Genomic DNA, 18,971 nt, shown 5'->3' on the forward strand with positions numbered 1-18,971 from the left:
GACGGTGACATTCGTGGAGGCGGGGCATGCCCAATCTGGCGGAGTTCTTGGTACGGACGGCGGAGCGGCAGCCGGAGCGGGACGCGCTGCGTCTGGGAACGCAGGTCACCACCTACGCCGAACTGGACGAGCGCAGCGCCCGGGCCGCGGCGCTGCTGCGGGCCGAGGGCGTACGACCGGGTGACCGGGTGGCCCTGATGCTGCCGAACGTCCCCGAGTTCGTCGTGCTGTACTACGGCGCGCTGCGCGCCGGAGCGATCGTCGTGCCGATGAACCCGCTGCTGAAGACCCGGGAGACCGAGTACCACCTGAACGACTCCGGGGCGGCGCTGCTGTTCGAGTGGCACCAGGCACCCGGCGAGGGCACCCAGGGGGCGGCCGCCGCCGGCGTGCGGCACATCGCGGTCGAGCCCTCCCACTTCGCCGGACTGCTGGCCGGTCAGGAGCCGCTGACCGAGGTGACGGAGACGGCCGCCGACGACGTGGCCGTACTCCTGTACACCTCCGGCACCACGGGACGCCCCAAGGGCGCTGCGCTCACCCATGGGAGTCTGCGGCACAACACCGAGGTCAACGCCGTTCATGTGCAGCGCATCACATCCGAGGACGTGGTCGTCGGCTGTCTGCCGCTGTTCCACATCTTCGGGCAGATCTGCACGATGAGCGTGGCCGTCCGCAGCGGGGCCTCGCTCACCCTGATCCCGCGCTTCGACCCGCAGGCCGTGCTGGACGCGATCGCCCGCGACCGGGCCACGGTCTTCGAGGGCGTGCCGACGATGTACGCCGCGCTGCTGCAGCATCCGTCGGAGGCGGACGTGTCGACGCTGCGGATGTGCGTCTCGGGCGGAGCCTCGCTGCCCGTGGAGGTGCTGCACGGCTTCGAGCGGCGCTTCGGCTGCATGGTGCTGGAGGGCTTCGGCATGTCCGAGACGAGCCCGGTGGTCTCCTTCAACCACCCCGACCGGCCGCGCAAGCCGGGGTCGGTCGGCACTCCGATCCTGGATGTGGAGGTCCGGCTGCTGGACGAGAAGGGCCAGGACGTGGGCCCCGGCGAGGTCGGCGAACTGGCCGTGCGCGGACCGAACGTGATGAAGGGCTACTGGAACCTGCCCGAGGAGACGGCGACGGCGGTCCCGGACGGCTGGCTGCGCAGCGGCGATCTCGCCCGGCGGGACGAGGACGGCTATCTGTACATCGTCGACCGCAAGAAGGACATGATCATCCGCGGTGGGTACAACGTCTACCCGCGCGAGATAGAGGAGATCCTGCACGAGCACCCGGCCGTCGCGCTGGCCGCCGTGGTGGGCCTGGCGCACGAGCATCTCGGCGAGGAGGTCGCGGCCGCGGTCGTTCTGCGCAAGGGCGCCGAGGCGACGCCCGACGAGCTGCGGGAGTTCGTCAAGGACCGGGTGGCGGCGTACAAGTACCCGCGATCGGTCTGGCTCGTGGACGCGCTGCCGACCGGCCCCAGCGGCAAGATCCTCAAGCGGGAGATCACCGCGCCGGCCGGGTGAGCGACGGTCCGCGCACGCCGAACGGAGGAACCCCCGCTCCGGCCATCAGGGCGGGGGTTCCCTGCGTTCAGGGCGCTTCGCGTCGGCCTCCCCTGTGTCGGCCTCCCCTGCGGCGTCGGCGGTCGGCGCGCGGTTCGGCGGGGTGTCGCCCGCGGTCAGGTGTTCGAGCACCTCGACGAGTTCCTGGCAGGCCTGTTCCACGGACAGTCTGGTGTTGCGCTGCTCGGTGATCACGGCCGACAGGAGCAGGGCGGTCAGGGCCATGGTCCCGTTGAAGGCCTGGAGCTTCATCATCACTTCGACGGGGGTCAGCCGCGCGAACGGCCCGATGTGCTCCGTCGCCGCGATGGTGGCCAGGACGGACGTGAGGAGGGCGCACAGGATGCTGCCCGCGAGCCGAAAGCGCAGCGCCGCCCAGACGAGGAGCGGATAGACCAGGAACAACAGGCTGACGGAGCTGCGCGTGGCCAGGGGTACGAGACCGCAGGCGACCAGCGTGACGACCAGGGCCTCCTTCCACCGCGACATCCTCAGCGGCCAGGTGATCCTGTGCAGCATCAGCAGGATCGGAGTGACGATCAGGACGCCCATCGCGTCGCCCACCCACCACGCCAGCCAGATGAGTCCGGAGTCATGCAGGGGGAGCTTGCCCACGAGGACGAGGAGACCGACGCCCACGGTCGCGCTGATCAGCATGGCGGCCAGCGCGCCGAGGAACACCAGCGCGAGGCCGTCCCGTAACCGGTTGAGCTCGGTCCGGAAGCCGACGTGGCGGAGCATGAGGTACGCGCACAGGGGTGCGGCGGTGTTTCCCGCGACGATGCCGGCCGCGTCGCGGCCCGGCGGGCTGATGGAGGCGATGACGAGGAAGGCGCCGAGCGCGATACCGGGCCAGATGCCCACCCCGAGGAGCAGCAGACTGGCCACCGCGAGGCCGGTCGGCGGCCAGATGGGGGTGACCACGGCTCTTTCGACGACGAGCTGGCGCAGGAGTCCGAGCCGCCCTGCCGCGTAGTAGCAGACAGCGACGGCCAGCACCTTGAGGACGTAGACGGCCGTCCGGCGCAGCTCCTGGGTACCCACCACAGCTGCCATCAGACACCGATGCCGCGCCGTCGGCGAGGCGAGAAACGCGGCGACGGGCCCTATGACTGAAGGCCGGGCCCCTCGCGGCCCACGACGAGTACGGCCGCGTCGTCCTCGTGCCCCACGAGCTCGGCGCCCTTGATCACGGCGGCGGCCAGCGACTCCGCGTCCAGACCCGCGACGGCCGCGCCGCCGGCGAGCCGTGCCACGTGGTCGAGCCCCTCGTCGACGCTCAGCCGGGGTCCCTCCACGACGCCGTCGGTGAGGAGGATGAAGACTCCGCCCGCGCTGAGCCGGAAGCAGGCCACCGGATATTCCACGCCCTTCTCGATACCGAGCGGCGGTCCCCCGTCGTCCTCGGCGATCCCGGACCTGCCGTCCGCCGTGGCCCAGACGAAGGGGATGTGGCCGGCCCGCGCGCTCTCCAGCAGCCCGGTGGACGGGTCGAGCCGAACAAAGGTGCAGGTGACGAAGAGGTCGCTGCCCAGGGACAGGAGCAGGTCGTTGGTGCGGCTGAGCAGCTCGCCCGGCTCGCTGGTGACGGAGGCGAGCGCCCGCAGCCCGGCCCGGACCTGGCCCATGAAGGCCGCCGCCTCGATGTTGTGGCCCTGGACGTCGCCGATGGACAGCCCGATGCGGCCGTCGGGCAACGCGAAGGCGTCGTACCAGTCGCCGCCCACGTTCAGGCCGTAGCAGGCGGGGGCGTACTGAACGGCCAGGTGGAAGCGGGGGTCGGTGGGCAGGTCCCTGGGCAGCATGCCGCGCTGCAGGGCGATGGCCAGCTCGACCTGTGAGCGCTGCAGCTCCGCGCGCTCGCGCGCCTGCGCGGTGAGCCACCGGAGTCTTTCCAGCAGCTCGTCCGCGTCGGGCATTGAGCGCTTGCGGGGCATGATCACTCCGGCGAGACACTGGTCCCTCGAGACAGCAGTCCCGTATGGATAAACTCCTAGATTTTACCTTCATACGGACATATCGAACATAAGGGGCGAATCGAAGGAGCTCGGGGGACGCCCGGCAACGACACCCGGTACCGGGAGCCCCCCCGGCCGGCTCAGGTCCGCGCGGAGCCCGTGCGGCGCGAGGTGCGCAACGTACCGACCGTCTTCAGCAGCCGGTCGGCCGGCTCCCGGAGCCGCGGATGGGCCAGCACCGTGTTCCGCAGGCCGCGCACGGGCCTGCGCCACAGCCGGTACCCCGCCGCCACCGGGTGGGTCCGGGCCGCGAACCCCTCCCCCACGCGCAGCTCACGGGTCTTGAGCCAGTCCTTGTACTCCTTCTCGCCGCGTCCCAGGTCGACGAGCGTCACCCCGTTGCGGGCCGCCGCCTCCGCCGTCCGCAGATGCATCATCAGGCCGGGCGAGTAGTAGTGGAGTTCGGGGTCGTACGCGGTGAACCAGGCGGCGAGCACCGTGCTCGAACGCGGCCCGAAGTGCGCGGCGACCGGCCGGTCGCCGGCGTACAGCACGGACAGCACACCCGTGAAGTGCTCCTCGCGGACATGGAACAGATGGTCGACCACATCGACGATCCACGGTCTGGCGAACCGGTCCATCCGTCCCGTCCTGCGGTACTGGGCGGACTTCCACCGCATGAGCGTGCGCAGCATCCGCGGATCGCGCTCGTCGAACACGAACCGCACCTCGCCCACGTCACGCCCGATACGGCGCTCCTTCTTCAACGTCGTCTTGGCCAGCCCCGGATAGGTCCCGCGCAGCCACTCCGCATAACCGCCGTCGCCCGGCTTGACGTCGATCACCGGTGAGGCGAACCGACCGGTGACATGTCTCGCGAACGGTCTCTGCTCCTCCACTAGGTGGTCGAACTCGAAAATGGACAGCCCGCACGCACGCAGCAGGTCCTGGGCGTCCCAGGTGACCCCGGGGCGGTGCACCAGGGCCTGACAGTCCGAGAGACCGAGGCCGATCGCCCGGCCGACGCCCAACACGTCGCGCTCGTACGGGAAGAAGCCGACGGGCTCCCCTGCCTCGCGCAGGACCGCCACCCTCGCCCCGCCGCGGTGCCTGCCGATCCCGATCGCGAACTCCGGCGCCAGGAAGGGGTTGGCGTACTCCGGTGACTCGTCCATCGCCCGGTGCCAGTCCCGGCGCAGCGACTCGGTCAGCTCGCCCGGCCTGTGGATCGTGATGTCCACTCAGATCGACCGCCCTTCCGCAGCATCCGCGTCGGACGCGACCGTGGCGGCACGGGCCGGCCAGGCGTGTAGATCATGGCTGTTGGATCGCATCGGCGACCGCTCCCCCCTATGACGCGATGTCCGCGTCCTGCCACTTCTTACTGCCACTTCGTTGGAATTCCGACTCCGCATTGCCGGGGCAAGGCTCAAACGTCGCGAAACAGTACGCACGCTGTCAAGGGTGCCTCCCGGAACGGGAGAATGCGGGGCGTTCGAGGCGCTCGCCGTCCACGGCGATGTCGACAACTTCGTTGTAGAAGGCGAGGAGTCCCCTGACCGCGGCCACCGCGGGAAGCGGATCCCGGTAGCTCCATACGACATCGGGCGGCACGTCGGCCTCGCCGCGCCAGGACCAGTACTCGGCCCTCCCCTTGTACGGGCAGCCGGTGCTGTGGTCGGTGGGGACGAACAGGTCGAGGCGGACGTCCTCGCGGGGGATGTAGTAGCGGGTGGGCAGGCCGGTCTCGAACACCAGCACCGGGCGGCGGGTGTCCGCCACGACCGTGCCGTCGATCTCCACCACGACATGGCGGCTGCTGGGCAGGGCGTCCACGCGTTTGTGCGGGTCGCGAGGGTGGATGAAGATCTCTTCCGCCTCCTCGTACCAGTGGTCGAGGCCGCGGCCGGTGCGCTCGAACCACTCGAAGGCGATGTGGCCGGCCAGGTCGGCCGCGGGGTACGTCCAGGCCGCGTTCCCCATGAGGTCGCCGTCCACGTCGAGGTCGTAGAAGAGCCGCGATCCGGTGTGGGTGCCGGCCGGCGGGTTCTTCGCCGGGCGGAGCAGGTCGGTGCGGACCTCCTCGCGCGGGAAGGCGTACAGCGGCACGGGGAGGCCGGGCTCCCAGACCAGGACGGGGTGCCGGCTGTCCACGACGGTGACCTCACCCTTGTTGCCACGCACCCAGCGTTCGCTCGGTTCCCACAGAAGGCCCTCGGGGGTGGCACGGACGGTTGCCGCGGTGCGGAGTGTGGTCATGGCCCGTTCTCCCTTCCGGTACTCCGGCAACGCCCTCGACCGCCCGACGCGTTCCCACCCATTGGAAATCCAATGGCTGACATGTGATTCCTCATTGGAAACGTATGACATGCGGATCTACCTTCGAGGAGGTCGCCACGCTGACGATCTGCGTCCGCGGTGTCAGCGGGCGCCCCAAGGCCCTTAGCTCTCCTGGAGAAACAGCATGTCGAAGATCCTCTTCGTGATGACCGGCGTCGACCACTGGACGCTCGCCGACGGCACCCGGCACCCCACGGGCTTCTGGGCCGAGGAGGCCGTGGCCCCGCACCGGGCGTTCAAGGCCGCCGGCCATGACATCGTCGTCGCGACGCCCGGCGGCGTGGTCCCCACCGTGGACAGGAGCAGCCTGGCCCCGGAGGTCAACGGCGGCCAGGAGGGTGCCGACGACATCGTGAACGGACTCGCGGCGATGACCGAGCTGCAGCACCCGATCACGCTGGAGGCCGTCGACCTCGACGAGTACGCGGCCGTCTTCTACCCCGGCGGTCACGGCCCGATGGAGGACCTCGCCGTCGACGCCACCTCCGGCAGACTGCTCATCGACGCCCTCGGCTCGGGCAAGCCGCTCGGCGTCGTCTGCCACGCCCCGGCCGCGCTGCTGGCCGCCGTCCACGAGGACGGCTCCAACGCGTTCGCGGGATACGAGGTGGCCGCGTTCACCAACGCCGAGGAGACCCAGGCGGGCTTCGCCGACCGGGCGAAGTGGCTGCTGGAGACCCGGCTCGTCGAGGCCGGCGTGCGCGTCCGCGCGGGTGAGCCGTGGGCCCCGAACGTGGTCGTCGACCGCAACCTCGTCACCGGTCAGAACCCGTCCTCGTCCGCCCCGGCCGCGGTGGAGGTCCTCAAGCAGCTGGCCGGCTGAGCGCCTGCCCGGACGGCCCGCTGTGTCACCGCTGTGTCACAGGTGATCCACAGCGGAAACCCGCTGTCCAGGACCACTGTCTACCTGGGCGAGTGGCCGGCGACGGGCCGGCCCGGGCAATCCGAATTCGGGGGCGTCATGCAGTACGGAAGCGGCATCCGCAGAACGGCGATGGCAATGGCGGCGATCTCGGCCGCGCTGGTGGTGACCGCGTGCCAGAACGGCAGCGACGATTCCGCGGCCACGTCACCGTCGCAGTCGCAGTCGCAGTCGCAGTCGCAGTCTCCGAGCAACGCGGCGACCTCCTCCCCGGTGGCGGGCACCCCGGCCGCCAAGCCGTCCGGCGTCGGCACGCCGAAGGCCCCCGCCACGAGCGCGTCCGCCGGATCCGGCTCAACTGCCAAGGCGTGCGCGGCGACCGCGCTGAAGGCGACCGCCTCCCAGGCCGCCAACCGTCCCGACGGCACGGGAACCGGAGCGGCGATCGTGGAGTTCACCAACGTCTCCGCACAGGCATGCGTCCTGCAGGGGCATCCGTCGGTGGCCGGGGCCGGCAACGGTTCGCCGGAGCACAACAAGCCGCTGGCGGTCACCCCCACCGGCACTGCCGCGCCGGTGACGGTGGCGCCGGGCGCCAAGGCATGGGTGAAGCTGACCTTCGTCCAGGTCCAGGGCGAGGCCGACGGCTACTGCAAGTCCGGCGCGCAGCCCGTTGTCTATCCGACCCTGGTGGTCGGCCTGCCCGGCTCCGGGGCACAGCAAGTCGCCCTGAGCGACGGCCAGTTCGCGGAGTGCGACAACAAGGTCACCGTCACCGCGGTGTCGGGGGTCAAGCCTTCCTGAGCCGGACCGTGTCACCGGGCCGATCGCGCGTCGCGGTCGGCCCGGCCGCGCTCCGCGAAGGGCCCGTCGGCAGTGCAGGCGAGCCCGGCGAAGCGCTCACCGATACGGCGTACGACACCCAGGGTCAGCTTCCCGCTCGCCCGCTCCACCGGATCGCCCGCGGCGCGGAACCGCAGCCGTCCGTCGGCGAGGGCGCTGAAGTCCGGGAGGCCGGGTCCCGGCGGACCGGGCCGGGTCTCGGTGGCCCCGGTGCGCATGTCGGGGTCAGGGTGTTGCGACGGCGGTGGCGCTGGTCCGGAAGACCGGTCGCACCCCGGAGGGCTGGGCCTGCGCCAGGGCGAGCTGTTCGTCGGGGACCTGGGCGCGGGCCCGGCGGGCAGCCGGTGCGGCAGCAGCCCGTGCGCGGTGCGTTCCCTATCGAGGGCGCCGCGCAGGAGGTGTGCGGTGATGGACTTGGTGACGTACTCGGCTTGCCCGGGTTGTGCGGAGCCGTCGTCGCGCCGCGGTCCGGGTCAGGCCTCGGGCCAGTTCCGCAGCAGGGCGTCCAGGGCGTCCAGGATCCGCGACCAGGTCTCCTGCGTGTCGGGGGCGCTGTGGCTGAACCCCCCGCCCATCTCCAGGCTGACGTAGCCGTGGAAGACGCTGCCCAGGAGCCGGACCGCATGGGTCTGGTCCGGCTCCGTGAGGTCGTAGCCCCGCAGGATCGCGCGGGTCATCTGGGCGTGCCGGCCGCCCGCGCTCGCGGCCGCCGCCTGCGGGTCGAGCCGGAACTGGGCCGCGGCGTAGCGTCCGGGATGCTCGCGGGCGTAGTCGCGGTAGACGTTCGCCAGTGCGGTCAGGGCGTCCTTGCCGGCCCGGCCTGCCACGGCGTCCGCGGCCCGGTCGGCGAGTTCCTCCAGGGCCAGCAGGGCGATCCTGGTCCTGAGGTCCTGGGAGTTCTTCAGGTGCGAGTAGAGGCTCGCGACCTTGACGTCGAACCGTCTGGCGACCGCGGAGACGGTCACCTGGTCGAAGCCGACCTCGTCGGCCAGTTCCGCCCCCGCCCGGGTCAGGCGTTCCGTGTTCAGTCCTGCGCGCGCCATGACCTTCCTCTCGCTAGCCATAGAAGATTATTCATTTGCCTACAGCTTTTAGGCAAATTAGCGTGGCCCTTATGAAACCGCTGACCGAGCAAGAGATCCGTGCCGCGTTCGTCAACTGCACCAAGGGCGAGGCGAAGCGCCTGTCCGTCCCGCGCGACCTGGCCGAGCGCCCCTGGGACGACCTCGACTTCCTCGGCTGGCGGGATCCCCAGGCCCCCGACCGCGCCTACCTCGTCACGGAGCTCGACGGCGGCCCGAGGGCCCTGGTGCTGCGCGGCTCGGGCAACCCCGTGGCCGGGCAGACGAGGCGCAGCATGTGCTCGATGTGCCTGACCTCCCACACCGGCGGCGTCTGCCTGATGGTCGCGCCGAAGGCGGGGAAGGCCGGGCAGCAGGGCAACTCGGTCGGTGCCTACATATGCAGCGACCTCGCCTGCTCGCTGTATGTCCGGGGCAAGAAGGACGCGGGCGCCGGCGCCCGGCTGCACGAGTCGCTCACCCTGGAGCAGAAGATCCGGCGAACGGTGGCGAACCTCGCCGCGTTCATCGCCAAGGTGACCGCCTGACCACCGTCCCCTGGAGGCGGCGCCCCGCGGCCGCCGCGCGGGCCGTCGTGCTGCGCATCGGCCTCGCGCACCACATGGTGGTGGTGGGACATGCCGTACCGGTACGACGACCCGCTCCGGCAGACTGCTCGGCGACCGGTTGCCGACGACGCCTTCGACATGGAGTCCGCCATGACCACAGCACGGGACCTGTTGATCACCACCCTGGATGTCGCCTCCGACCGTCCCGTCGAGCAGGGCGACCTCTCACTGACCCTCGCCGGAGCCGAACTGATCGACCTCGTCGAGGCCCGGGCCGTCACCCTGGACGGCGACCGCATCGTTCCCGGCGCGCCGCTGGACATGGGTGACCGCCTGCTGGACGACGCGGTGTCGTCGCTCACCCGGCAGGCGCCGTACGAGTCCGTCGAGGACTGGCTGTGGCGCCGCGGGCGCGGGCTGTCGGCGGCCTATGTCTCCGCCCTGGAGGCGAAGGGCGAGCTCACCCGGCAACGCCGGAGCTGGTTCCCGCTGCGGAGCGACCGGACGGCTCCGGCGGATTCGCCCGACCTCCACCACGCGACCGAGCGCCTGGCTTCGGGCGACCCCGTCCTGGTCGGCCTCGCGGCCGCCGTCGGCATCCACGACGAGCCGACCGAGAACCTGGAGGGCCTCACCGACGACGCGATCGTGACCGTACTGGCCGCCGTCAACGACGCGGTGACGGAGCTGACGGCCGTACGGCAGCGGCGGGAGATCGAGGACGCGGCCTTCGACAACATCTGGCGGGCCCCGTGACCTCGTAGGACATCGATCTAGACGCTCGTCGAGGCGCGCTGCTCCAGCGTCTTCAGGACCGTCTGGCCCCACTTCACGTTCGCCCGCTCCAGGGCCAGGCCGCCCAGTAGCGTCAGGTACGGGCCGACGCGCTCGGCCGTGGCGAGGAACTCCTCCTCGGTACGGCCGGCCAGCAGACGTTCCCGCATGCGCTCGAAGCGGGCCAGCTTGGCCGCCGACCGCTCCACCCGCTCGGTGATCCCGGCCCGCACCGCCGCCAGGTCGCCGACGTCGACGCACTGGACCTTGACCATCAACTCGTCCCTGATGGCCATGGGTTTGCTGGAGGCCTCGGCGGTGTAGGCGCGCACGGCGTCACGGCCGGCCCCGGTGAGGGAGAAGAGCCGCTTGTTCGGCCTGCGTTCCTGGTGGACCAGGCGCGCGGAGACGAGCCCCTCGCTCTCCATCCGCTCGAGCTCCCGGTAGATCTGCTGCGGTGTGGCCATCCAGAAGTTGGCGACCGAGGCCTCGAACCCCTTCGCGAGGTCGTATCCGGACGCCTCGCCCTCCAGGAGTGCCGCCATCACCGCATTGCGCAGAGCCATGAACTCAACCTAACAGCTCGTTGATCAGTGGTTGGGGCGAGTTGGGCGGAGCACGGTCAGGAGGGTTCCTCGGCGAGCGCGGCCACCGGGAGCAGCGCGGGCCGCTTGGCCCGGCGGCCGTCGCCCGACGAGCGGCCCTGGATCCGGCGGACGAGCCAGGGGGCCAGGAAGGAGCCGGCCCAGCGGAGTTCGGCGCCCGCCACCCGCAGCGCCGAGAGCGTCTGCCGGTCGGGAAGGGGTCGCGTCCAACTGCCGTCGCTGCCCGGCAGTCCGAGGGCGTGGGCCATCGCGGCCGCGATGCGTTCGTGGCCGAGGGGGCCGGCGTGCAGCCGGTCGGGGCTCCACAGCCGGGGGTCGGTCACCACCGCATGGTGGGAGGTCTCCGCGAGTACGACGCCGTGGCGCCGGGCGGCCTGCCGGATGCCGTCATTGAGGGCGAGCACCCGGCGGGCGAGGGGGCGGGCCAGCGGGGTGATGCGGGAGACGTCGGGGAAGGTGAGCGTCGCCACGCGGGTGCCCTGTCCGGTCAGTGCGGCGAACATCGCCTCCAGGTGGGCGGCCACCTCGTCGGCGTCGAAGCGGGGACGCAGCACATCGTTCATGCCGGCGACCACGGTCGCGAGGTCCGGCCGCATCGCGAGCGCCGGGGCGAGCTGTTCGGCCCGCACCTCCGCGGCCACGCGACCGCGCACGGCGAGGTTGGCGTAGAGCAGATCCGGGCTTTGGCCGGCGATCCGCTCGGCCAGCCGGTCGGCCCACCCCCGCAGACCACTGACGTCGTCCCCGTCACCGAGGCCCTCGGTCTGGCTGTCCCCCAGGGCGACGTACCGCAGATACTCCCCGACCGGCATCGGACGACCGCCTTCCCACGCCTTAATCACTTAGGCACCTATGTGCAAAATTGACTATAACAGGAGGGCGCAGATCGGCGGCCGGACCGATTCCTGCCGGTCCGGCCACCGAGGGGAGCGGCTCAGGAGAGCTCGACCAGGAGGTCTCCGCCCTCCACCTGCTGGATCCGGTTGATGGTCAGCCGCGACACCCTGCCGCCCTTCGGGGCGGTGATGGTGGCCTCCATCTTCATCGCCTCGATGGTGGCGACGGTGGCCCCCGCCTGCACCTCGTCGCCCTCGGCGACCGCGAGGGTCACCACGCCGGCGAACGGTGCCGCCACATGGCCGGGGTTGGCGCGGTCGGCCTTCTCGGTGACCGGCACGTCGGAGGCCGCCGCGTTGTCACGCACCTGGATCGGCCGGAGCTGGCCGTTGAGGGTCGACATCACGGTGCGCATACCGCGTTCGTCGGCCTCGCCGATGGCCTGAAGCTCGATCAGGAGCCGTACGCCGGGCTCCAGGTCGACGGCGTACTCCTTGGCGGGGCGCAGACCGTAGAAGAAGTCCTTGCTGTCCAGGACGCTGGTGTCACCGTAGGCCTGGCGGTGGGTGTCGAAGTCGCGCGTCGGGCCGGGGAACAGCAGCCGGTTGAGGGTCGCGCGCGGCGACTTCTCCAGGCCCTCGTGGTCCTCGGCCGCCAGCTCCTGCACCGGCTTGCCGTCGGCGCGCCCCTGGAGCGCCTTGGTGCGGAAGGGCTCGGGCCAGCCGCCGGGCGGGGTGCCCAGTTCGCCGCGCAGGAAGCCGATCACGGAGTCGGGGATGTCGTACTTGTCGGGCGTCGTCTCGAAGTCCTCCGGCTTCACTCCCGCGCCGACCAGGTGCAGCGCGAGGTCACCGACGACCTTCGACGACGGGGTGACCTTCACCAGGCGGCCCAGGATCCGGTCGGCGGCGGCGTACATCGCCTCGATGTCCTCGAAGCGGTCGCCGAGGCCCAGGGCGACCGCCTGGGTGCGCAGGTTGGACAGCTGGCCGCCGGGGATCTCGTGGTGGTAGACGCGTCCGGTCGGGGAGGCGAGGCCCGCCTCGAAGGGCGCGTAGATACGGCGGACGCTCTCCCAGTACGGCTCCAGGTCGCCCACCGCCTGGAGGTCGAGGCCGGTGGGGCGGTCGGTGTGGTCGGTCGCGGCCACGAGCGCCGACAGCGACGGCTGCGAGGTCGTCCCCGCCATCGAGGCCACGGCGCCGTCCACCGCGTCGGCGCCCGCCTGGATCGCGGCGAGGTAGGTGGCGAGCTGGCCGCCCGCGGTGTCGTGGGTGTGCAGGTGCACCGGCAGGTCGAACTCCCGGCGCAGCGCGGAGACGAGCTTGGCCGCGGCCGGGGCGCGCAGCAGTCCGGCCATGTCCTTGACGGCCAGGACGTGGGCGCCCGCCGCCACGATCTGCTCGGCCAGGCGGAGGTAGTAGTCCAGGGTGTACAGGCGCTCGTTCGGGTCGGACAGGTCGGAGGTGTAGCACAGGGCGACCTCGGCGACGGCCGTGCCGGTCTCCCGTACGGCGTCGATGGCGGGCCGCATCTGGCCGACGTCGTTGAGGGCGTCGAAGATCCGGAAGATGTCGATGCCGGTGGCGGCGGCCTCCCGCACGAAGGCGTCGGTCACCTCGGTCGGGTAGGGCGTGTAGCCGACGGTGTTGCGGCCGCGCAGCAGCATCTGCAGACAGATGTTGGGGACCGCCTCGCGCAGTGCGGCCAGCCGCTCCCAGGGGTCCTCGGCGAGGAAGCGCAGGGCGACGTCGTAGGTGGCGCCGCCCCAGCACTCCAGGGACAGCAGTTCGGGCAGGGTCCGCGCGACGGCCGGGGCGACGGCGAGCAGGTCCTTGGTGCGCACCCGGGTGGCGAGCAGCGACTGGTGGGCGTCGCGGAAGGTGGTGTCGGTGACTCCGATGGTCGGCGACTCGCGCAGCCGGCGGGCGAAGCCCTCCGGGCCGAGGTCGACGAGATGCTGCCGGGAGCCGGCGGGCGGCTCGCCCGCGGGCAGCGGCGGCAGCTTGGTGAGCGGGTCGAGCAGCTCGGGACGCTCGCCGTGCGGCTTGTTCACCGTGACGTCGGCGAGGTAGGTGAGCAGCTTGGTGCCGCGGTCGGCGGAGGAGCGGGCGGTGAGCAGGTGCGGCCGCTGTTCGATGAACGACGTGGTGACCCGCCCGGCCCGGAAGTCCGGGTCGTCGAGGACGGCCTGCAGGAACGGGATGTTCGTGGCCACACCGCGGATGCGGAACTCGGCGACGGCACGCCGGGCCCGGCCGATCGCGGCCCGCAAGTCGCGGCCCCGGCAGGTGAGTTTCACCAGCATCGAGTCGAAGTGCGCGCTGATCTCCGTACCCGCATGCGTGGTGCCGCCGTCGAGCCGGATGCCGGAGCCGCCCGGCGAGCGGTACGCGCTGATGCGGCCGGTGTCCGGGCGGAAGCCGTTGGCCGGGTCCTCGGTGGTGATACGGCACTGCAGCGCGGCTCCGCGCAGGGTCACGGTCTCCTGCGAGAGACCGAGGTCGGCCAGCGTCTCACCGGACGCGATGCGCAACTGGGCCTGCACCAGGTCGACATCGGTGACCTCCTCGGTCACCGTGTGCTCGACCTGGATGCGCGGGTTCATCTCGATGAAGACGTGGTTGCCTTCCCGGTCGAGCAGGAACTCCACGGTGCCCGCGTTGCGGTAGCCGATCTCGCGGGCGAAGCGCACCGCGTCGGCGCAGATCCGGTCGCGCAGCTCCGGGTCGAGGTTGGGCGCGGGGGCGAGCTCGATCACCTTCTGGTGCCGGCGCTGCACCGAGCAGTCCCGCTCGAACAGGTGGATGACGTTGCCGTCCCCGTCGGCGAGGATCTGCACCTCGATGTGGCGGGGCTCCACGACGGCCTTCTCCAGGAAGACGGTCGGGTCGCCGAACGCGGACGCCGCCTCGCGCGACGCCGCCTCGATGGACTCGCGCAGCTGGGCGGGGTCCTCGACGCGGCGCATACCGCGTCCGCCGCCGCCCGCGACCGCCTTCACGAACACCGGGAAGCCGATGTCCTCGGCGGCGCGCACCAGTTCGTCGACGTCGTTGGAGGGGGCGGAGGAGCCGAGCACCGGCACGCCGGCCGCGCGGGCGGCGGCCACCGCGCGCGCCTTGTTCCCGGTGAGCTCCAGGGTGTGGGCGCTCGGCCCGACGAACGTGATGCCCGCCTCCTCGCAGGCGCGGGCCAGTTCGGGGTTCTCGGACAGGAAGCCGTAGCCCGGGTAGACGGCGTCCGCTCCCGCCCGGCGGGCGGCGCCGACGATCTCCTCGACGGAGAGGTACGCCCGCACGGGATGGCCCGGTTCTCCGATCTCATAGGCCTCGTCGGCCTTCAACCGGTGCAGCGAATTGCGGTCCTCGTAGGGGAAGACGGCAACCGTCCGTGCCCCCAGCTCATAGCCTGCGCGGAACGCGCGAATCGCGATCTCGCCACGGTTGGCGACCAGCACCTTGCGGAACATCCTCGATCCCTTCAGCCTGCCGGCGACGAACACCATGGTGTCGGCCATCCCCCTGCCGTGCCACGCGGCCACGTTAGGGGTGTGCCCGTGGCTCGCTGAAGGCGGGAAACATCACATTGACATCGGGGCCGGGGACGGCAGGGGGCAACTGGGCAGGCCCGGTCGGGTGAATTCGGCACGTTGAATACCAACCCCGGCTTCTCACACAAAGGCGCACTTCGCAACCTGTCTCGACCTTTGCATATGCCAATGAGATGCCCGTCGACGCCGTTACGTCAACCGCGTTCCGGGCGAATGATTCGCTGACCCCCGCCCCCACCCTGCCCGGGAGCACCCGCATGCCCCACAACGCCCCCGACCCCCGAGAAATCTTCACCGACCTGTCCGTCGCCCTCACCGGCTTCGACCGTGCGGAGCTGGCCGGCACCGGCCTGCTCGACACCTACTACGACACCGTCCTGCGCATCATCGGCGAGCGCGAGGCCGGACAGCTGCTGCGGGCCGCGGCCGACGCCCTGGCGACCGACCGGCAGAACAAGGACGGCAAGGCCCTGCAGGAGAACGTGATCGACAGCCCGCGCTTCGGTCCGGTCGCCGTCAGCCTGATCAAGCTCTGGTACCTCGGCAGCTGGTATCCGCTCTCCGGGAGCTACCGCGACATCAACGGCTCGACCGCGAACGACGTCGAGCACGTCGTCTCCCCCCAGGCCTATCGCGAGGGCCTGGTCTGGGCCGCCGCCGGAGCCCACCCCATGGGCGGCAAACCCCCGGGCTTCGGGTCCTGGGCCGAACCCCCCTATCTGCCCCCGATCCTCTGAGCCCCCCCGAAGCCCAGGAAGCCCGAGACAACCCGAGGAAGCACCATGAGCAACGAGTACGACCTGGTCATCGTCGGCGGTGGCATCGCCGGGGCGACCATCGCCAAGACGGTCATCGAGAAGGCCGCCGGGATGAACCCGCCCCGGTACCCCCGCATCCTGATCCTCGAGGCCGGACGGGCCACCGCGATGAGCGCCGACAAGTACGACACCTATGTGGAGGCCTATCAAGAGGCCCTGATCAAGGTCCCCAACGCGCCCTATCCCGCGAGCGGTTCGGCCCCGCAGCCGAACGTGCTGGACATCCGGCGCCCTGAGCCCGGCCGGCCCGCCGGCAGGCGGTACTTCGTCCAGATGGGCCCGATGCCCTTCGGCAGCGACTACGCCCGCTCGCTGGGCGGCACCACCCTGCACTGGCTCGGCACCTGTCTGCGGATGCTCCCCAACGACTTCAGGATGAGGTCGGCCTACAAACGGGGCGTCGACTGGCCGCTGACCTACGAGGAGCTGAAGCCGTACTACGAGCGCGCCGAGTGGGACATCATCGGCGTCGCGGGCGACGTGGACGACCAGTGCTACCCCGGCATCGAGAAGGGCGACCCCAGGAAGTTCTTCAAGTCCGCCGACAAGAAGAGGTTCCCCAAGGGGGAGTACCACTTCCCCATGCAGCGGATCCCCAGCAGCTATCTCGACGACTACATCGCCAAGATGACCGACGGCCTGGTGATCAAGCTGACCGACGGGAAGAACAAGAAGCACGAGTTCCCCGTCATGATCAGCAACACTCCCGCCGGCCGCAATTCCACCCCGCGCCAGGGGTACCAGGTCATCGGCGCCGTCGGGAACGCCGACCAGGGCCAGCGGTGCGAGGGCAACTCCAGTTGCATCCCGATCTGCCCCGCGCAGGCCAAGTACAACGCGCTCAAGACCCTGTACGAGCTGATCATCAAGTACCCCGACCAGGACTCCGACGTCGACGAGGCCAGGGCCAGGGCCAGGGTCACCGTGCGCAGCCAGTGCGTCGTCATGCGGGTGAACCACGACCAGAAGAAGGGCAAGAAGGGGAAGGTCACGGGGCTGACGTACAAGACGTACCACGAGGACGGCAGCGTGCCGGTGGAGCGGACCGTGACCGCCGACGTCTACGTGCTGGCCGCCAACGCCATCGAGAACGCCACCCTGCTGCTCGCCTCCGAGCCGGCCGCCAACAACAGCGACCAGGTCGGCCGCAATCTGATGGACCACCCGCTGCTGCTCACCTGGGGCCTGCTCAAGGAGAACGCCGGCGCGTTCCGCGGCCCCGGCTCCACGTCCGGCATCCCCGCCTTCCGGGACGGCTCCTTCCGGGCGGAGCGCACCGGCTTCCGGGTCGAGATCGGCAATTGGGGCTGGAACTTCCCGGAGAACGCCCCGTACGACACGGTCCACGACCTGGTCGGCGGCGGCGAGGCCGGCAAGGCGCAGCTCTACGGCAAAGCGCTGCGCAAGCGGCTCGGCGAGATCCTGCCCCGCCAGTTCCGGATCGCCTGGGAGCTGGAGCAGGACCCGGTGGAGACGAACCGGGTCACCATCAGCGACCAGTACAAGGACCGGCTGGGCAAGCACCGTCCGGTCATCCAGTACGACCTCTCCGAGTATGTGCGTGCTTCGCTGCCCTGGGCGGCCGGGGCGAGCAGGCAGCTGTTCGACGCGCTCCAGATCTCCACGAAGGTCAGGCGTCCCACGTACGAACCCGGCGACTACACCCACTACGAACCGGGCGACGCGGCCGAGGTGACGTACGACGGCCAGACCTACTGGGTGCGCGGCGCGGGGCATGTCGTGGGCACCCATCGGATGGGCAGTGACGCGAAGGCCTCGGTCGTCGACAGCCACCAGCGCAGCCACGACCTGCCCAACCTCTACATCGTCGGCTGCGGCAGCCTGCCGACCCTGGGCACCTCCAACCCGACGCTCACCATGACCGCGCTGGCCATCCGCACCGGCGACCAGATCGCCGAGGAGCTGAAGGGGAAGAGCAAGTGACGCAGCCGATCTCGAACCCGAAGGACCTGAAGGCGGCCCTCCAGCTGGCCATCGGCCTGGAGCTCAGCACCATCCCGGTCTATCTGACGGCGCTCTACTCCATCAAGGACGGGTGCAACACCGACGCGGCCCAGACCATCCGCAGCGTGGTCATGGAGGAGATGCTCCATATGACGCTCGCGGCCAACGTCCTCAACGCCCTGGGACAGAACCCGAGTCCCGAACCGGTCGAGTTCCAGGGCCGCAGGAATCTGAGCCCGATCCCCGACTACCCCCTCAACAGCCCGCTGATCTCCGGCATCGGCACGCTGGAGCTGCTGCCGTTCGGCCCGGAGGCCGTGGCGAGCTTCGTCGAGATCGAGCATCCGCTGCACGGTGCGGCCAACCTGGCCGACATCGACATCGCCGAGTGCAGCTACCGCACCATCGGCGAGTTCTACGAGGCGATCCTCACCGCCCTGAACGACAAGAAGATCTGCAAGGACTCGGACTTCGCCAAGAACTCCGCCCAGATCCCGGACAGCGAGTACTACGGCGGCGCCGGTCATGTCGTCGAGGTGACGGACCGCGCCTCCGCCCGCAGGGCGATCCAGAAGATCGTCGACGAGGGTGAGGGCCTGCCCGAGAAGTGCCTGCGGCAGGAGGCCAAGAAGGTCACCTCCGAGGACCGGCTGCACTCCGGGTGGCAGATGTACTCGCACTACGCCCGCTTCCGCGAACTCCAGACCGGCCGCCGCTTCCGCACCCATCAGCTGGCCAACCAGGTCCCCGAGGGTGCGCTGCTGCTGGTGGACTACGGCGCCGTCCACCCGGCGCTGTACACCCGGCGCAACGGCACCGCCGGCGGTCCCGAGGCGATCGCGCTGAACCAGTTCGACCTGACGTACTCGCGGCTCGTGGACGACCTCTATCTGGCCTTCGCGGGCGTCGAGAAGGTCTACGACAACAGCATCAGGGTGCCCGCGCCCGCGCTGCAGTCGGCCGTCCACGGCATGTACGCGCTGAAGAACAGGGCCGTCGCGCTGATGCGCACCCAGGATCCGGCACACCCCGGCCGCACCCTGTGCCCCCGGTTCTCCTATGTGCCGCCGGGCGGCGAACGCGACAAACTCAGCGCGCTGACCCAGGAACTGAGGGAGCAGCACTGATCTCCGTCCGCACCGAGCGGCTGCGGCGGTGCGGAACGATGGTAAAGAGAACGTATGGTCTAGTCCAAAGTGAGCTTTGGACTAGACCAACCTATTGACGTGACCG

Annotated in this window: 17 protein-coding genes and 1 pseudogene; 8 read left to right on the forward strand and 10 right to left on the reverse strand. The window is 70.6% G+C overall.

The window, feature by feature from the left end:
• Nucleotides 1-26: 26 nt before the first annotated feature.
• A complete protein-coding gene (locus ACZ4EG_RS27845) occupies nucleotides 27-1,514 on the forward strand; it encodes a long-chain-fatty-acid--CoA ligase (protein ID WP_467792529.1) in 1,488 nt (495 codons plus the stop codon).
• Nucleotides 1,515-1,559: 45 nt separating this feature from the next.
• Here ACZ4EG_RS27845 and ACZ4EG_RS27850 read toward each other — a convergent pair whose 3' ends face one another.
• The 4 genes from ACZ4EG_RS27850 to ACZ4EG_RS27865 form a co-directional block, all read right to left on the reverse strand.
• The gene (locus ACZ4EG_RS27850; protein WP_467792530.1) at nucleotides 1,560-2,609 is read right to left on the reverse strand and encodes an MASE1 domain-containing protein; all 1,050 of its coding nucleotides are present in this window, start codon (nucleotides 2,607-2,609) and stop codon (nucleotides 1,560-1,562) included.
• A 50-nt stretch (nucleotides 2,610-2,659) separates the two neighbouring features.
• Nucleotides 2,660-3,490, reverse strand: a complete 831-nt coding sequence (locus ACZ4EG_RS27855; protein ID WP_467792531.1) for a PP2C family protein-serine/threonine phosphatase — start codon at nucleotides 3,488-3,490, stop codon at nucleotides 2,660-2,662.
• 161 nt (nucleotides 3,491-3,651) lie between these two features.
• Nucleotides 3,652-4,752 carry a GNAT family N-acetyltransferase gene (locus ACZ4EG_RS27860; RefSeq protein WP_453555782.1) on the reverse strand — a complete coding sequence of 367 codons (1,101 nt, stop codon included), beginning with the start codon at nucleotides 4,750-4,752 and terminating at the stop codon, nucleotides 3,652-3,654.
• 217 nt (nucleotides 4,753-4,969) lie between these two features.
• The gene (locus tag ACZ4EG_RS27865; protein WP_467792532.1) at nucleotides 4,970-5,770 is read right to left on the reverse strand and encodes a DUF427 domain-containing protein; all 801 of its coding nucleotides are present in this window, start codon (nucleotides 5,768-5,770) and stop codon (nucleotides 4,970-4,972) included.
• 205 nt (nucleotides 5,771-5,975) lie between these two features.
• Here ACZ4EG_RS27865 and ACZ4EG_RS27870 point away from each other — a divergent pair, with 205 nt between their 5' ends.
• Nucleotides 5,976-6,674 (forward strand): type 1 glutamine amidotransferase domain-containing protein, encoded by a 699-nt coding sequence (locus ACZ4EG_RS27870; protein ID WP_453555786.1) that lies wholly within the window; start codon nucleotides 5,976-5,978, stop codon nucleotides 6,672-6,674.
• 138 nt (nucleotides 6,675-6,812) lie between these two features.
• Nucleotides 6,813-7,517: a DUF4232 domain-containing protein gene (locus tag ACZ4EG_RS27875; RefSeq protein ID WP_467792533.1), complete on the forward strand. Its 705-nt coding sequence runs from the start codon at nucleotides 6,813-6,815 to the stop codon at nucleotides 7,515-7,517.
• An 11-nt stretch (nucleotides 7,518-7,528) separates the two neighbouring features.
• Here ACZ4EG_RS27875 and ACZ4EG_RS27880 read toward each other — a convergent pair whose 3' ends face one another.
• The 3 genes and pseudogenes from ACZ4EG_RS27880 to ACZ4EG_RS27890 form a co-directional block, all read right to left on the reverse strand.
• Nucleotides 7,529-7,774: a hypothetical protein gene (locus tag ACZ4EG_RS27880; RefSeq protein ID WP_467792534.1), complete on the reverse strand. Its 246-nt coding sequence runs from the start codon at nucleotides 7,772-7,774 to the stop codon at nucleotides 7,529-7,531.
• A 19-nt stretch (nucleotides 7,775-7,793) separates the two neighbouring features.
• A pseudogene (locus tag ACZ4EG_RS27885) lies at nucleotides 7,794-7,966 on the reverse strand (lipase); the annotation flags it as partial.
• 63 nt (nucleotides 7,967-8,029) lie between these two features.
• Nucleotides 8,030-8,599: a TetR/AcrR family transcriptional regulator gene (locus ACZ4EG_RS27890; RefSeq protein WP_453555792.1), complete on the reverse strand. Its 570-nt coding sequence runs from the start codon at nucleotides 8,597-8,599 to the stop codon at nucleotides 8,030-8,032.
• A gap of 71 nt (nucleotides 8,600-8,670) precedes the next feature.
• Here ACZ4EG_RS27890 and ACZ4EG_RS27895 point away from each other — a divergent pair, with 71 nt between their 5' ends.
• Both ACZ4EG_RS27895 and ACZ4EG_RS27900 read left to right on the forward strand, forming a co-directional pair.
• A complete protein-coding gene (locus ACZ4EG_RS27895) occupies nucleotides 8,671-9,165 on the forward strand; it encodes an FBP domain-containing protein (protein WP_453555794.1) in 495 nt (164 codons plus the stop codon).
• A gap of 171 nt (nucleotides 9,166-9,336) precedes the next feature.
• Nucleotides 9,337-9,942 (forward strand): GOLPH3/VPS74 family protein, encoded by a 606-nt coding sequence (locus ACZ4EG_RS27900; RefSeq protein ID WP_453555796.1) that lies wholly within the window; start codon nucleotides 9,337-9,339, stop codon nucleotides 9,940-9,942.
• Nucleotides 9,943-9,959: 17 nt separating this feature from the next.
• Here the strand turns inward: ACZ4EG_RS27900 and ACZ4EG_RS27905 are convergent, their stop codons facing one another.
• From ACZ4EG_RS27905 to ACZ4EG_RS27915, 3 genes are all read right to left on the reverse strand, one after another.
• Entirely contained in the window at nucleotides 9,960-10,526 is a 567-nt protein-coding gene (locus ACZ4EG_RS27905) for a PadR family transcriptional regulator (protein WP_390709587.1), read from the reverse strand.
• Between the two features lie 56 nt (nucleotides 10,527-10,582).
• A complete protein-coding gene (locus tag ACZ4EG_RS27910; RefSeq protein ID WP_467792535.1) occupies nucleotides 10,583-11,377 on the reverse strand; it encodes an SGNH/GDSL hydrolase family protein in 795 nt (264 codons plus the stop codon).
• 122 nt (nucleotides 11,378-11,499) lie between these two features.
• Nucleotides 11,500-14,874: a pyruvate carboxylase gene (locus ACZ4EG_RS27915; RefSeq protein ID WP_467792611.1), complete on the reverse strand. Its 3,375-nt coding sequence runs from the start codon at nucleotides 14,872-14,874 to the stop codon at nucleotides 11,500-11,502.
• A 338-nt stretch (nucleotides 14,875-15,212) separates the two neighbouring features.
• Here ACZ4EG_RS27915 and ACZ4EG_RS27920 point away from each other — a divergent pair, with 338 nt between their 5' ends.
• From ACZ4EG_RS27920 to ACZ4EG_RS27930, 3 genes are read left to right on the forward strand one after another with little or no spacing between them, the layout of a single operon-like run.
• Entirely contained in the window at nucleotides 15,213-15,692 is a 480-nt protein-coding gene (locus ACZ4EG_RS27920; protein ID WP_453555801.1) for a hypothetical protein, read from the forward strand.
• Nucleotides 15,693-15,737: 45 nt separating this feature from the next.
• Nucleotides 15,738-17,717 carry a GMC family oxidoreductase gene (locus tag ACZ4EG_RS27925; RefSeq protein ID WP_467792536.1) on the forward strand — a complete coding sequence of 660 codons (1,980 nt, stop codon included), beginning with the start codon at nucleotides 15,738-15,740 and terminating at the stop codon, nucleotides 17,715-17,717.
• Nucleotides 17,714-18,865, forward strand: a complete 1,152-nt coding sequence (locus ACZ4EG_RS27930; RefSeq protein ID WP_467792537.1) for a ferritin-like domain-containing protein — start codon at nucleotides 17,714-17,716, stop codon at nucleotides 18,863-18,865. Before ACZ4EG_RS27925 ends, ACZ4EG_RS27930 begins: the two co-directional genes overlap by 4 nt.
• Nucleotides 18,866-18,971 lie beyond the last annotated feature (106 nt).

It is taken from the genome of Streptomyces sp. NPDC025638, assembly GCF_055558775.1.